At 49.0% G+C, this 15,413-nt stretch carries 12 protein-coding genes; 6 read left to right on the plus strand and 6 right to left on the minus strand.

The window, feature by feature from the left end; all coding sequences use genetic code 11:
• Positions 1-22: 22 nt before the first annotated feature.
• The 3 genes from R2Q26_RS13880 to R2Q26_RS13890 all read left to right on the plus strand — a co-directional run bounded on the left by R2Q26_RS13880 (position 23) and on the right by R2Q26_RS13890 (position 5,047).
• Positions 23-3,997, plus strand: a complete 3,975-nt coding sequence (locus tag R2Q26_RS13880) for a response regulator (protein ID WP_317536833.1) — start codon at positions 23-25, stop codon at positions 3,995-3,997.
• A 248-nt stretch (positions 3,998-4,245) separates the two neighbouring features.
• Positions 4,246-4,440, plus strand: coding sequence for a hypothetical protein (locus R2Q26_RS13885; protein ID WP_317536843.1), 195 nt, complete (start codon positions 4,246-4,248; stop codon positions 4,438-4,440).
• Between the two features lie 40 nt (positions 4,441-4,480).
• The gene (locus tag R2Q26_RS13890) at positions 4,481-5,047 is read left to right on the plus strand and encodes a class I SAM-dependent methyltransferase (RefSeq protein ID WP_317536834.1); all 567 of its coding nucleotides are present in this window, start codon (positions 4,481-4,483) and stop codon (positions 5,045-5,047) included.
• 32 nt (positions 5,048-5,079) lie between these two features.
• Here R2Q26_RS13890 and R2Q26_RS13895 read toward each other — a convergent pair whose 3' ends face one another.
• The 5 genes from R2Q26_RS13895 to R2Q26_RS13915 all read right to left on the minus strand — a co-directional run bounded on the left by R2Q26_RS13895 (position 5,080) and on the right by R2Q26_RS13915 (position 11,118).
• Positions 5,080-6,318 (minus strand): glutamate-cysteine ligase family protein, encoded by a 1,239-nt coding sequence (locus R2Q26_RS13895; RefSeq protein WP_317536835.1) that lies wholly within the window; start codon positions 6,316-6,318, stop codon positions 5,080-5,082.
• Positions 6,315-7,787: a RimK family protein gene (locus tag R2Q26_RS13900; protein WP_317536836.1), complete on the minus strand. Its 1,473-nt coding sequence runs from the start codon at positions 7,785-7,787 to the stop codon at positions 6,315-6,317. Before R2Q26_RS13900 ends, R2Q26_RS13895 begins: the two co-directional genes overlap by 4 nt.
• Positions 7,784-8,521 carry a C39 family peptidase gene (locus tag R2Q26_RS13905; RefSeq protein ID WP_317536837.1) on the minus strand — a complete coding sequence of 246 codons (738 nt, stop codon included), beginning with the start codon at positions 8,519-8,521 and terminating at the stop codon, positions 7,784-7,786. The genes R2Q26_RS13900 and R2Q26_RS13905 overlap by 4 nt, the downstream gene beginning before the upstream one ends.
• A gap of 81 nt (positions 8,522-8,602) precedes the next feature.
• Entirely contained in the window at positions 8,603-9,724 is a 1,122-nt protein-coding gene (locus R2Q26_RS13910; RefSeq protein WP_317536842.1) for a J domain-containing protein, read from the minus strand.
• A gap of 101 nt (positions 9,725-9,825) precedes the next feature.
• The gene (locus tag R2Q26_RS13915) at positions 9,826-11,118 is read right to left on the minus strand and encodes an OprO/OprP family phosphate-selective porin (RefSeq protein WP_317536838.1); all 1,293 of its coding nucleotides are present in this window, start codon (positions 11,116-11,118) and stop codon (positions 9,826-9,828) included.
• Positions 11,119-11,302: 184 nt separating this feature from the next.
• On the opposite strand from R2Q26_RS13915, the gene R2Q26_RS13920 reads away from it, so the two are divergent.
• From R2Q26_RS13920 to R2Q26_RS13930, 3 genes are all read left to right on the plus strand, one after another.
• Entirely contained in the window at positions 11,303-13,927 is a 2,625-nt protein-coding gene (locus tag R2Q26_RS13920) for a YdbH domain-containing protein (RefSeq protein ID WP_317536839.1), read from the plus strand.
• Positions 13,928-14,027: 100 nt separating this feature from the next.
• Positions 14,028-14,243: a YnbE family lipoprotein gene (locus R2Q26_RS13925; RefSeq protein WP_256329491.1), complete on the plus strand. Its 216-nt coding sequence runs from the start codon at positions 14,028-14,030 to the stop codon at positions 14,241-14,243.
• 29 nt (positions 14,244-14,272) lie between these two features.
• Positions 14,273-14,626, plus strand: coding sequence for a YdbL family protein (locus R2Q26_RS13930; protein ID WP_317536840.1), 354 nt, complete (start codon positions 14,273-14,275; stop codon positions 14,624-14,626).
• A 319-nt stretch (positions 14,627-14,945) separates the two neighbouring features.
• On the opposite strand, the gene R2Q26_RS13935 is transcribed toward R2Q26_RS13930, so the two are convergent.
• Entirely contained in the window at positions 14,946-15,257 is a 312-nt protein-coding gene (locus R2Q26_RS13935) for a 1-acyl-sn-glycerol-3-phosphate acyltransferase (protein ID WP_317536841.1), read from the minus strand.
• Between the last annotated feature and the right edge of the window lie 156 nt (positions 15,258-15,413).

Here is a 15,413-nt window from a genome sequence, read left to right on the forward strand (position 1 = left end):
TGTGAAAGGCGAAATCCTGGAATTGAAAAATACCATCAATGTGATGGTGGACCAGCTCTCCTCATTTGCATCGGAAGTAACGCGAGTGGCGCGTGAAGTGGGTACCGAAGGAAAACTGGGCGGCCAGGCTTATGTGCCGGAAGTAGGCGGCACTTGGAAAGACTTGACTGACAATGTCAATTTCATGGCATCCAACCTGACCGGGCAGGTGCGCAATATCGCGGAAGTGACAACTGCGGTAGCCAATGGCGACCTGTCGAAAAAAATTACCGTGGATGTGAAAGGCGAAATCCTGGAATTGAAAAATACCATCAATGTGATGGTGGACCAGCTCTCCTCATTTGCATCGGAAGTGACGCGAGTGGCGCGTGAAGTGGGTACCGAAGGAAAACTGGGCGGCCAGGCGCAGGTCAAGGGCGTAGCTGGCACTTGGAAGGATCTGACCGATTCGGTGAACTCAATGGCCGGCAACTTGACTGGCCAGGTGCGCAATATCGCAGCGGTGACGACTGCGGTAGCCAATGGCGACCTGTCGAAAAAAATTACCGTGGATGTGAAGGGTGAGATCCTGGAATTGAAGGACACGATCAACGTGATGGTGGACCAGTTGAACTCGTTTGCATCAGAAGTGACTCGAGTTGCACGTGAAGTCGGCACCGAGGGACGTTTGGGTGGCCAGGCTTATGTGCCAGGAGTAGGCGGCACCTGGAAGGATCTGACCGACAATGTCAATTTCATGGCATCCAACCTGACCGGGCAGATGCGCAATATCGCGGAAGTGACAACTGCGGTAGCCAATGGCGACCTGTCGAAAGAAATTACCGTGGATGTGAAAGGCGAAATTCTGGAATTGAAAAATACCATCAATGTGATGGTGGACCAGCTTTCTTCATTCGCTTCGGAAGTGACGCGGGTGGCGCGCGAGGTCGGCACCGAAGGCAAGCTGGGCGGGCAAGCCAGCGTGCCGGGTGCGGCCGGTACCTGGAAAGACTTGACCGAGAATGTCAACCAGCTCGCAGCCAATCTGACCAACCAGGTGCGCGCGATTGCAGAGGTGGCGACCGCGGTAACGCGCGGCGATCTCTCGCGCTCGGTCCAGGTGGAAGCGCGCGGTGAGGTGTCCTATCTCAAGGACAACATCAATGAGATGATCCGCAATCTCAAGGAAACCACGCAAAAGAATGCGCAGCAGGACTGGCTCAAGACCAACCTGGCACGCTTCACCCGCCTGTTGCAGGGGTACCGCGACCTGGATGCGGTGACCGCGCTGATCCTGTCCGAACTGGCGCCGCTGGTATCGGCGCATCACGGCATGTTTTACATGATGGATTCCAAGGAGCGGGATGAGCGGCTACGCATGGTGGCAAGCTATGGCTGCCGCCCCGGCCGTGGGTTGCCGACTTCATTTGCGCCGGGCGAAGGGCTGGTCGGCCAGTGCGCGCTGGAAAAGCAACGCATCTGGCTCACCAATGTCCCGCGCGACTATATCAAAATATCTTCCGGCCTAGGTGCGGCGCCGCCTACCAGTATCGTCGTGCTGCCTATCCTGTTCGACCAGCAAGTTAAGGCGGTGATTGAAATCGCATCGCTGGACCGCTTCACCGAAACCCATCTCTCCTTCCTCGACCAGTTGATGGAATCGATAGGCGTAATGCTCAACATGATCGAAGCCAACAGCCGGACCGAAAGCCTACTGGCGCAGTCGCAATCGCTCGCGCAGGAATTGCAGCAAACCAACCATGAGCTGGGGGAAAAGGCACGCCTGTTGTCCGAGCAAAACATTGAAGTGGAACACCAGAACCGTGAGGTCGAACAAGCCAAGCTCGCGCTTGAGGAAAAGGCGACCCAACTGGCGCTGTCGTCCAAATACAAATCGGAATTCCTGGCCAATATGTCGCATGAGTTGCGCACGCCCTTGAACAGCCTGCTGATTCTGGCCCAGCAGTTAAGCGACAACCCCGAAGGCAACCTGACCAGCGACCAGGTCGAATTCGCCAAGACCATTTACAGCTCAGGCAGCGACTTGCTGACGCTGATCAATGACATTCTCGACCTGTCGAAGATCGAGTCGGGCACGGTTACGCTGGAAGTCAGCGAATACAGCTTCCAGAACCTGCGCAATTATGTGGAGCGGACCTTCCGCCATATGGCCGAAGCCAAGCACATCAGTTTCTCGGTGGAGTTCGCCGAGGACCTGCCATTCTCGATGATGACTGATATCACCCGCTTGCAGCAGATACTGAAGAACCTGTTGTCCAATGCATTCAAGTTCACCGCCCATGGCCATGTAGCACTGAAGATAGCGCCGGTGCGGGAGGGCTGGAGCGTCGATCATCCCAGCCTGTCGCAAGCCGCTGCGGTGCTGGCCTTTTCCGTGACCGATACTGGAGTGGGCATTCCGGCTGATAAACTGCAACTGATTTTTGAAGCCTTCCAGCAGGCGGACGGCAGCACCGCGCGCAAATATGGCGGCACCGGCCTGGGGCTATCGATCAGCCGAGAACTGGCGCGCCTGCTGAATGGCGAAATCCGGGTGCAAAGCGAACTCAACGTCGGCAGCACATTCATCTTGTTCCTGCCTTACAACAGCAATGTTTTCGTCAATGATGAATTAGTGAACCAGTCGTCGCCGCAAGCGACAGCGCTGACCACCAATGTCATCTACATGTCCGAGAAAGCGTTCGACCATGCCGAAGAATCAGCCGGGCCGGAACGCTCCATCGCCAATCCGGCGGCAATGACCACGGCGGAAGATGCGACCCTGGATGACAGGGTGCTGGTTGCATCAGGCGATCCATCCATCCTGATCGTCGAAGACGATCCGCGCCTGGCCAAGACCCTGCTGGATTGCGTCCACGAAAAGAATTTCAAGGGTATCGTGGCCGCGCATGGTGATTCTGCACTGACCCTGGCGCGCGATTACCTGCCGAAGGCGATCCTGTTGGATATCGATCGGCCCGAGGCCGATGGGCTATCGGTGCTTGACCGCTTGAAGCGCGACCCGAACACCCGCCATATTCCGGTCCATGTCATCTCGAACCAGAAGGAACGCGAGTGCAGCCTGCGGCTCGGCGCCATCTCTTTCCTGGCCAAACCGGTGAGCCTGGAACGGCTGCAGGAGGAGTTCATCCGCATCCAGCAATTCTTGTCTTATGACAAGCGCAGCCTGCTGGTGGTGGAATATGACCAGAAGCAGCGCGACGCCATGATTGACTTGATTGGCGAGTCCGATGTGCATATCGTCGCTGCCGAAACCGGGCAGCAGGCGCTGGAAATGCTCCAATCCGAGCATTTCGATTGCATGGTGCTGGACCCCACCACCCTGCCGGACATGAATGGCTTCGACCTGCTCGATATGATAGGCAAGGATGAAAACCTGTGCACCATGCCGGTCGTGATCTACGCCGCTAAGGAACTCAAGCGTAAGGAAGTGGCAAAGCTCAAGCGTATCGCCAAAACCATCGTGGTCAAGGATGCCTGCTCGCCGGAACGCCTGCTGGATGTGACCGCGCTATTCCTGCATCGTTCTCCAGCCAGCCTGCCCGAGCCGAAGCGGCGCATGCTGGATGAGAGCCAGGCTGCCAATAACGGACTGACCGGACGCCAGGTCTTGATTGTCGACGATGACTTGCGCAATATCTTTGCGCTGAGTTCGGTGCTGGAGCGGCAGCAGATGAAGGTATTGTTTGCCGAAAACGGCAAGGATGGCATCAAAGTTCTGGAAAACAACCCATCGATTGAAATCGTGCTGATGGATATCATGATGCCTGAGATGGATGGCTACGATACGATGCGAGCAATCCGCCGCATACCACGCTTCAAGCAATTGCCCATCATTACGCTGACCGCCAAGGCAATGAAAGGCGACCGCGACAAATGCATTGCGGCTGGCGCATCCGACTATATCACCAAGCCGGTTGATGTCGCGCAATTACTTTCGCTGATGCGAGTGTGGCTGTGTGGCTGCATAAATAACCACTGTCTGGTATCGGCATAAGCCGCTTTCTTAAAGAGAGAGCATGTCTTCTTCTAGTTTTGATTCAGTCAAATTATTAATGCATAAACTGATGCCTGGCATGGCCGAAGTCGGTGCCGGCGTTTCATCAACTTGAGTGATTTAATCAGCCATTTAAATTCTTTGATTTCCATGATTTATATTTATTCAAACCTGCTCTTCATCTGAAAAAGTAAAGATGATATGATAATAGAATGTGTCGTTTACCAACAACAGAGCGGGACTTAAGAATGTCAAAAGTCAAACAAAAGGTCTCTGGTTGTTTCAGAGTCAGCGAATATGCACATGCCTATTGCCGAATTTCAAGCTATCTGCAATCCATGGCCAACAGGGGATATAACCCACTTATCGCTATTCAAATAGCGCTGGCCGGTGAAGCTCATAAAGTATGGGGTAAGTATTTACCTATTCAATATAGTAGATAGATATTAATTTCAACATACACTCAAGATTGATCAACTAACCATGCCGTTCAGCTATAGTAATCAGCTTAGTACAATTATTGGCTTTGCTGAACAGCAAAGCCCAGAATCAATTCTTGATATAGGCGTTGGAATGGGGCAGTATGGGTTCTTGTTACGCACAAACTTAGAAAATATTAATCTTTTTGAGATTGATGGTTCAAATGCACGTCAACGTAGCAAAGATCAATGGAAAATTAGAATTGATGGAATAGAGGGCTATGCTGGCTATCTTACTGCCGTTCATGACTACTCGTATAGTCGATTAATGATCGGTGACGCGCTTGAATTACTCTCAGCCTTAAAAGATAGAACATATGACCTAGTACTCGCTATTGATATTCTTGAACACTTTTATAAAGAACAAGGTATTAATTTTTTAAAAGAATGTAAGCATGTATGCCGAAAATCAGTACTTGTAAGCACTCCCAAAGAGTTTATTGAGCAGGAAGTACCTGCAAATCCTTTGGAAAATCATCGATCACATTGGACTGAAGAAGATTTTAAACTTTGCGGTTTTAATTCTTTTTTGCCTAACCCATTAAGTTTGATTGCAATTGCGGCAGTTTAGTAGTTGAAGCTAAACCTCCCCCTCCTTTGTCTTTAACTCACTCTGAGAAACTGCCGCCCCTCATGCAAGCAATCGCATAGTTCTCTGTAGACAGTCTTTAACCGCGCCTGGCTAAAATCCTGATCAACAGCGCGCAAAATACGACGTGCCAATGGGCCTTGTTCCAGTATGATGGTTAATGCATCCTGCCAGGGTTGTATTTTTTGCTCCGACATCGCTGAGGCAATTAGATGCTGCCACAATTCACGCGCCTCACAGTATTGCGCAGGAAAATCCATTAACCCCAGATATTCTTGATCAGTGATCCTGGTTTGTTCGGCATCCCGGATGCAGTCATGCAGGATCTTGACTAGGCTATCGGTGCTGATCGCCTGCTGATCTGCGAGCGATGCCGTTTGTTGATCATAGAGCGCATGCACACTATCGTGCACGACCGCAGCGATGACCAGATCAGCAGCCGGGCATTCCTGGACATCGATCAGCCTGATTTCAATTGCATTGCGCATGAAACGCGCCACAGCGCCCCGCACATTGAGCCATTCGTGTTGCAATACTCCCTCTGAATCAAGTGTAGCAATCTCACGGTACATCGGGTTCAGAATCTGCGTTTCATACATTGCACGGCTCGTGATCGTGTCGGGCACCACTTTTCCCATCGTCGAGGGGATTTTCATTTGATGCGTCAGGTAATTTTCTAAGCGGTCGTCCAGAAAACCAGTATGATGCCCTTCAGCAATTGGGGAACTCGCTGCCAGTGCCGGCAAAATAGGTAACACTAGTCGAATAGCAGCATGCAGGCGGGCAAATTCGGTATCATCAGCAAAGGGCATATTCAGATGCATGCTCTGCAGGTTAGCCCAGCCATGGCGCTTGCAATCAAAAATACGATCATACGCACGATAAATTTCTGCGTGGTCGTGCGGCCATAGCCGTGTCTCAACACGAGGATTCATCCAAGGATGCATGGCAGAAGGCATCAGCCTTGCGTGCATGGATTCAAGCTCACGGTTGATGCGCTGGATTTCACTTTGAAACAGTGGAGGAAGAGATTCAATATTCGGCTCAGGATGGGTATTCTTAAGTTCAAGCAAATGCAGCACAAGCTCATTAGACCAGGCCAATCGGCCACACTCGACCTCAGTAACATACTCGCCAGCGAGCATATGCAGCAATTCATCTGCAATGGGGAGAATGGAAAGGCTCTCGCGATCGACAATCATGTACTCCAATTCAATGCCGTAGCCGGAAAACGCAGGTAACACGGCCTTCACCACCCTCCTCCCTGCTTACGCCTGTCCAATCGATGCAAAAATACCGTCATAATCTGCTGATATAGCGCATCTTGCAGGATACCGTCTTCATTACCGGCATCGACGTTGGGATTATCATTGATCTCGATGACATAACAGCGCTTGCCGGCTTGCTTGATATCCACCCCATACAGACCATCACCGATCAGATTGGCTGCCTTCAGTGCCATCTTTACTACCTTGGCCGGGGCTTCTTCCAGTGAGACAGCTTGTGTAAGTCCTTCTACATAATCGCGTTTTTGTTCGCCATGTTTGACAATCTGCCAGTGTCCCGGCGCCATGTAGTATTTGCAGACGAATAAAGGACGACGATCCAGTATAGCTACCCGCCAGTCGAACTCAGTTGGCAGATATTCCTGGGCCACGATCAGCTCCGATTTGTCCAGCAACTCATGTACTTTGTGGCGCAACTCTTCTTCTGTCGTGACCTTGGCCACTCCCAGCGAGAATGAACTATCCGGCTGCTTGAGCACACACGGCAAAGTAAGTGCAGGGATGACCTGCTCGACATTGTCCCGGTGGACCAGCAAAGTTCTAGGCACGGGAATGTGGTGCCGAGCCATTAGCTCTGCCAGATAAACTTTGTTGTTGCACTTGAGGATGGAATTTGGATCATCAATTACCACCAAGCCTTCAGCAGCAGCCCGCCGCGAAAAGCGATAAGTGTAATGATTGACATAGGTGGTATCGCGAATAAACAGCGCATCGAATTCAGGCAATCGGCCCAAATCAGTACGCGTAATGAATTCGACGTGCATGCCGAGACTTTCTGCCGCCTTCTCGAACTGTTTCAATGCCTTGGCATTGGAAGGTGGCTCGGGATCGTTTGGATCACGCAGAATAGCTAAATCGTAGCGAGGCGCAACCTGCTTCTGGGTCCATGGTTTGTGCCCGAAAAAATAATCCGTAGCAGCCTGCACAACAAAATCGTGGTGTTGTGACGGAATCTCGCTTGCGGCAATAGTCTTGATGTTCCGAATGCGCCACTGACCATCATGGCGATCGAAATAAGCACGCAGCAACGGCGCTGGCAACAAATTAAACAACTGGCGACTGAGCTGATCGTAATGTTTGGCCACATTGCGGCCAAAATAAATGCTAAGCTCGAAATGCTCTGGTTTGATCAACGCTAGTGATTTTTGTATCTGCTCATCCAGATTTTCAGTAATCAATCGTACCAAACCAGGAGATTGCAGATCCTCGATGGCATTCACGCGAGGAAAAGGCTTATGCCCACGTGCTTCCGCCAGCAGTGAAACATAGTAGCCGAGACTCTGGTAGCGATAGGATCTGCATAAATTAAAGACACGCACTCTGAGCTGACTGCCATATGCCGGGTCGGTCAAATATACTCTGGCAGATACCACCGTGACGTCAGGAATATTCAGTGGCCAGTCATGGGGATTGCTCACGACAATGAGGCTGCTCATGGTAATTCAATCGCTTGTTGTTCGAGTGTTCGTGGGGGATGGATGACTAGCAAGTTGGAATCATATGTCACGATCCCCAATAGAATCGCACCGATCACACGGTCAATATTAGTCCAGTACTCCTGGGTTGGCCCATAAGGATCAGCCACTAACAGGGTACGCTTGGTGCGATTATAGCCAGCAATAACCACGAAATGGCCTATGGGGAAGCCGCGTATATCATTCGGCATATCATCCGGTCCATATTCGCGCGCGACACGATACAAAAACGTCGAGCTCAATCCAGTCAGAATCGGCAGACCACAATGTAATAGACCATAAATCAGCGAATGAGAGAGATCAACCAACCGTAGTCGCCCACCCAGGCTAAGAAACTCCAGGTAACCTTCAGTAACATAGTGCAGCCTGCGATCCGTTTTGACCTCACGCTGCTGCCGCAAGCGCTCAGCAATATCTACCCCTGCCACAAACCAGGTCGGGTCGAACACCATCAGATTGTAGGTATAGATGGTGACCTGAAAACCATTGCGCAAAGCATCGCACCCCAGAAAAACATCGAATGTGCCCCTGCCGCTTTCCACTTTGCGGATGCGGGCAATGAGATCTTCCAGCGGGTCATTCTTCCCCCAATAGTTATAAACAGCATGCAGACAAGTCGGACCACAGGTGGTCTCATCCGGCTGGGGCAGTATTTTGACGGGTAGGTGATGTATGGGTCTCAGCTTGGCAGCCATTCTCATCCGCCTCCTAAAGCATGGATAATATATTCATCATGTTAAGGAAAATCTGAGTAAGAAGCTACAGTAGCATATTTGTTACTTATTCAGGTTTTCCTCATGCGCTTTACGACTAATCGCACGCAATTGCTCATATAATTCCCGCTCTTCCTGGGTGAGATGCTCCGGCACTTTCAATCGAATCCGCAAATAGAGATCGCCTGTCCGCTCACTCCTGAATGCGGGCAATCCCTTTCCTTTCACACGTAATAACGCATCAGGCTGCGTGCCAGCAGGGATTGTCACATCGATCGAACCATGCAATGTCTGCACATTGAGCCTGGTACCCAGCACCGCATCGATAAGAGATAGCATTACTGTGTGCCACAAATCAGCGCCTGCTCGCTCAAAGCGCGCATCTTGCCGGGTCCGTACCACCACATACAGATCGCCCGCAACGCCATCAGGTGAAGGGCTTGGCATCCCTTTGCCAGGGATACGCAACGCCATGCCTTCTTCAATCCCAACCGGGATTTTTACCGTCAATGCTTCCTCTTGTTCGACCTCACCGCTGCCATAACATTCCGGGCAAGGATGGTCGATGATGCTGCCACGCCCGTGGCAGACTGAGCATGGGAGTATCTGCTGAATCAGCAGATGCTCTTTTTCCTCACGGCGACTATGCGTGATGCGCCCTGTTCCGCCACATGTTTCACATTTGCGTGGCGCAACACCTCCTTCACCACCTGTACCATGACAGGCAGGGCAAGTGGCAGGACGGAGCAAATGAACGACTTCTTCTCCACCTGCCGCAATCCGTTCCAGCGTGACATAAAGATCTACCTCGATATTTGTGCCACGAACCGGCCTTGCTCGCTCCCTGCCTCGACGAAAGAAGCTATCAAACAAATTACCCATGCCGAAATCAAAATTGAGCCCACCAAAAATATCCTCAAAATTGATACCGCTGAACAAATCCTCCGGCCTAGTTCCTGCTACTCCCGCAAACCCGCGTGCATCATATTCTGCCCGCTTCTGCGGATCAGAAAGAATCGCATAAGCCTCGGCAATTTCCTTGAAACGTTCCTCAGCCCCAGGTTCCTTGTTACGGTCTGGGTGATACTTCAGCGCAAGGGTACGGAAAGCATCCTTGATCGCCTTTTGATCGGCATCCTTGGCAACACCAAGTACTTCATAATAATCACGCTGATCGGAAATAATGCTTCCCCTGGTTTTTTGGTTATCGTTACAAACTCATTTTATTAATTGAAAATATTTCTTCAACTTTCCTTTTAATTAGCAGTAGTTCGGTAAATTCTAGATCAGAAACTTAACTGCGTGCGGAAAGAAAGTACTGAAGGATTATCTTTCCGCGTTGGTGTACCCGAGCCTGCATCCCCTATATTGGCTTCAGCAAGGTAATAATTCAGCATAAAACGGATATTTTGGTAAGGATACCAATTAATACCTAGCGTGATTACTTGAGCCTGGCATTTTGAAGTACCCGTTTTGCAGGGATCAGCACTAAGGCTCTGATTGATGTTCTCAGCGAAATCATAGCGGGCGGCAAGCTCCAGTGCACCCAATTTATTGATCGGTTTCGGCTTACCAAAAGTGCCACGATCCTTCTTATAAACTGCATTCTCTCCAGTCACAAACCAGCTTGCTTGTATATAGAAGGCATGAATAGTGGAATCCTTTGTGTTTCCATTTACTTCATGAGTATTATCAAGTCCCGATATCGCATACTCACCCTGTAGCGTTAACGCCCTGAAAGAATACGCCATCTCGGCGGAAAAAGTCGATTGGCTATTACTATTAGGTGCGCCTGGGCTTGCTCCTGCAACACCCAAGGATTTGCTTATCCCCTCACGTCCACCATAAATATCAACTATCCTAGCTGGTAACGAATCTTTACTGGTAGTATCTCTGCTGATAGAAAATCCAAGATGAAGAATGTTGCCTTCTTTATCTATAGGCAACCAAACCGCGCGACCGCCATAAGTTATGCCCTCAATAGGCAAACCAAAATGAGAAAGACTCATGACATCGATGCCAAAACCAATATTATCTCTGATTATTGCCTTATAACCGATTCCAGTTAAAAATTGTCGTCCGCTATATATTCCAGTAGAGGAAGTGGATGGACGTTCCATGAGGGTAATTTCATTGGAGCTGGTTAATTCTTCCATACCACGATAAGGTTTGAATTGACCCAGTGTGATCTGGCCTGGACCTAGTTTAGTTGAAAGCCACGCTTCACGGAGGCTATGAGGGAAAGGGGTATTAGCATTGATAGCAAAGTCATTTTCAAATTTGAAATTTAAACTGTAGATTCTGCCTGTGAGCGTACCGTAAGTACGGCGCCAATTAAACCCATCACGATCATTACTGCTTAAAAGCTGGCTACCAAATGGAGGAAAATCTGGATTAGCATGATCTGGAGAAAATGAATGTACATCAAAATGACCGCGACCATTGAGTCCTATCTCAAAATTACCGTCATCACTCTTGATCCTTGGGCCTCCTTTAATAGTCACGTCAATTGCATAACAAGGAGCCATACTTAAAATGATCAATACTAGAGTGATAAAAAACTGAACAGCGCACTTCATGCTTGGTTTTTCAGTAATGATTGCGATCATTAACGCACTTGTTTGTATCTATGGTAATAAAAGGATAATTTAATTTTCTGTTACTCATTCTCGCTCTGTATTTTCGCAGAAACTATCACTGAGATTCTCCGGCTAGTTGCTACAATAGTTTTTATTAGTTATTGCAAACAACTCAATTTGTAAGATGAGTAAACGTCTAGCCACTTGGTTAATGGCCTTTGCTGGCCTCATCATCATAACTGTATCTAGCTTCTATGCATTTGGACTTTCTCTTTTAGAGTCACTCATCAGTGATCAGCTACGCAAACAGGGCATCCTAGTACATTCCCTTTCGGTTACGGATATCTCGCTCAACACCCTGCTTTTGCGTAACCTGTCGATGGGCAATGATAAAGAGCTGCAAATCGACAAAATTTATGTCACCTGGCGTTTGCGCGACCTGCTCGCAGGTACGGTAGGCTCAATTGAAATAAGTGGTCTGCAAGCGGCGCTCAATCTGGGCAGTGAACGATCACCGGTGGGTGTGCTGCAACCCATGATTTCACCGTCTGGAGAAAATACTGGTCAATTCAGGCTTCCTGCCATCTCACTGCTAGATTCAATTATTCATCTGCATTCAGCATGGGGTAATTTTGCCATTACTCTGACAGGCAACCTTGATCGAGGAAGGTGGGAAAGTCAGGCTGCATATCTGCGTGCCGAAATCAGCGGTGCACCGGGTCAGATCAAAAGTACGCTTACTGCAACCCTGGATAAGAACGGAAATCTTCAAGGCAAGATCGCTGTGTCCGAAGGGAAGCTGAACTTGCCCAAGATGGAAGTTTTCGGTCTCTCTGGCGAGGCTGCTTTCATACTAACAGCGATGCGCCCACAACACATCAAGGCTGAATTTGTGTTATCCGATATTCATCTGCCAGGTAGCAAACTGGCAAAGCAAGTCTTTAAACAAGCTAGACTCAGTTTGCAAATGGATGAAACTAATGCACAGTTAACTGGAAAATTACTAACCTCCGATGACACACATGTGGCACATTTAGATGTCACGGTGCGTCATTACCTTGTCGCACCTGACATTAATCTTGCCCTCAATACGAGTGGTACAGCCAATCTTGACTCTGACTGGTTGGCAAGTTTCGGTTCACCGCCAGGCACGGTTATTGACCGAATCAAGCTAACAGGCGCTTTCCATGGTTCGCCAGATGCCTGGACTGGTAAGCTCGATCTGCATGCCGATGCAGACCGGCTGGTTGCCGGACCGCTGGTTGCCCATCGAGCCTCTGCTGTCTTACCGCTGCAGATTCACTTCGACCATGGTACTTGGCGAATGGGACTGCAAGAATCGGGGCAGCTCACGCTCGGCAGAATTGACCCGCTTAATGCTGTCAGCCTCAAGGGTCCTTTAAATCTGTCTATTCAAAAGATGGATATCGAACTGGTAAATCATTTGCAAGGTCTGGCATTCAATCATTATCTCGTAGCAACAGCAACAAACTTTACGCTACTTGTTAAACAAGAAGAAGCTCAGGCGATTGAAGCACAGATTCATCCCGGGAAAATGATCCTAAGCGGGAAATACGATACAGGTAAAAAATACCAAGGCAAGGGTATCATTAATGGTATGGACCTTACCCTATCGCAATCAAACCTACAACTGGATAATATTGCTGCGACGCTCCACCTTGGCACTCCAGAAAAAGGCAATATTGCCGACTTCACCATCGGTCAGCTACACCATCAAGTATCAGCACCCCACTTCGCCCCCCTCTCCATTTCTGGCAGTATTAAAAGTAAGTCTGTTCATGGACAATCCAGGATATACTCAATGAATGCTGTTGGCGGTGTACCAGGCACACGGTATTTGAGAATCATGGGAGAGCAGGTGCTCGATAGCGGTGACGGCATGCTAAAGATAGTGATTGCTCCCTTAGATTTTGCAGTCGATGGCCTACAACCTAAAACGCTTTTTCCTAATCTTTCCCAGCTGAAGAATGTAAGTGGCATGGTCAGCGCCAGTGCTAAGTTCAGGTGGTCCAAGAAAGGCATAAGCAGCAGCGGCATGCTTGAGCTGGACAATGTATCGTTTATCCATCAGGCTGGCAAAATCAGCGGGCTGAATGCAACACTGAATTTAACTGACTTGTTGTCACCCAGCAGCCCGCCCCAGCAAACCCTGACTATTCGGCGTATTGATTTGGGTATTCCCATAGAAAGCCTGGTGATTTCCTATCAAATTGAAGATTCACCGCCTCGAATTGTCCTCGAAAAAGCAAACCTTTTCTTGCTTGGCGGCATAGTGTCTTTAGGCCCTACCCTCATCGATCCAACTTCTGCTCGCAACGATGTGGTGATATTCGTAAATAATATCGATCTCGATGCCTTTTTTGATCAGGTTAAGGTAGAAGGATTGACTGTCAACGGTCGCCTAGATGGCAGTGTTCCGATCACGCTCGAAGGCGATCACATCATCATACGAAACAGCCATCTTGAGGCAAAGGTACCAGGCATGCTGCAATTTCAATCTGAAAAAGCCTCACAATTGTTAGCGGGCTCAGGCAAAGAAATGAAATTATTACTCCAGGCTCTGCAGGACTTTCACTATACAGAGCTGTCATTAAAGCTGGATAAATCCGCTGCGCATGACCTGGTAGCCACTCTCTCTCTGCTGGGAAATAATCCAAATGTTAAAGAGGGGCGGATGTTTCGCTTGAATATTAATCTTGAAAGTAATATTGGCAAGATTCTGGAGGCCATTGGTCAGGGCTACAGACTTTCCAATAAAGTGCTGCGCGACCTATTCAGGTTACATTAATTTTTATTTAGCTAAATTATATGTATTGTATGTTGTTATGATTATTACCCGATCGTGCAGAAACCCGGATCCAAGGATCAATCAGTAAAGGAATGCAACTGTGTACAAAACCTATCAAATAAGAAATATCCCATCTATCATGGGATCATTGATATTTTGCTGCCTGGTGATCACCGCCTGTACACCAACAGTCAAAGTCGAAGCACCACAAGAACCCATCACCATTAATCTTAATGTCAAGCTGGATGCCGATATACGCGTACAGCTTGAAGAAGAGGCGAAGAAAGACATTGAAGCCAATCCGAATGTTTTCTAGTCCCAAATGAAATTGATAAGGAAATCATCATGCTACGTCTTCCATCCATTCTAAAAACAAAACCCCTAGTGGGAATCCTTAGCGCTGTGCTTTTGACACTATCACTCTATGGAACGCTGGTGTGGGCCGATAACCTGGAACAGCTGCGTACCTCAGGGGCGATAGGTGAAAGTTATAGCGGTTATGTAGTTGCCAGAAACTCCAGCGCTCAAGCTGAGGCTAATGCCATTAATACTAAACGTAGAGCAATTTATCAGGAAAAGGCTGCTACCCAAGGTGTGAGTGTTGATCAGGTTGGTAAAGTTTACGCCATGGAAATATTCAAGAAAATCCCTGCTGGCACTTGGTTTCAAAAAGAGAATGGTCAGTGGGTACAGAAATAAAGATCAGGTTAGCACTAATCTTTCTTAAAAAGTGAAGAAGTGAAAACAGGATAGGTTAGACGCATAGATATTATTCATTTCTGCATTTTTTCTCACTCAGCTTCTGCCAGCAATTTAGCCATCGCTTCCTCAAGCCCATGCACGATGCGTTCTTCTGCACTTTCCCCTCTTCCACCTAATGCCAGTTCTCACAGTTGGAGGGGTAGCCGAAAAATTATGGTAATGGGCCGGAAATGCGGCCACGCCGCACTCACTGAGAGTAATTCATAAGCACCCCTGATAGCAGCAGGTACCACTGTGACTGGATAGCGCGAAAGAATCATCCCACAATTCCTGGCCGGAACGGTTGTAACTGCCCAGTAATTGATCGACTGCCTCGGGACCAGACCAGATTACCACCCCTGCGCAGAACGGCTGAACTGAAAGACAGGCTGAAAATAGCCTTGCTTTCCTGGTCAATTGGCACTACCTGCGCGATTCTGCTCACCGCGCGGAACACCATATTGCGAAATGCCGCACCGGTAAATCCTGCCCAGTAAGTACGTTGCAGGTGCCGATAATCGAGCACGGCAGCAAGCACAAAAGGATCGAGGAAGCTGCGCTGGTTGGGGTGCTGGTCCGGCCGCGGCAACTTTGCCTAACGCTCTGATGGCGTGCGTTGGCGAACGTTGGCCTTCCTGTTTTATCTAGTCGCCCCTGAAATACTATAGAAACTAGTGTCTAATTGCGTAAATTAGCTATTGTATTTTTTATTTGACTACCTTTAACTTCAGGCCTACGCCATTTA

The organism is Nitrosomonas sp. Is37 (assembly GCF_033063275.1).
GTDB lineage: Bacteria > Pseudomonadota > Gammaproteobacteria > Burkholderiales > Nitrosomonadaceae > Nitrosomonas.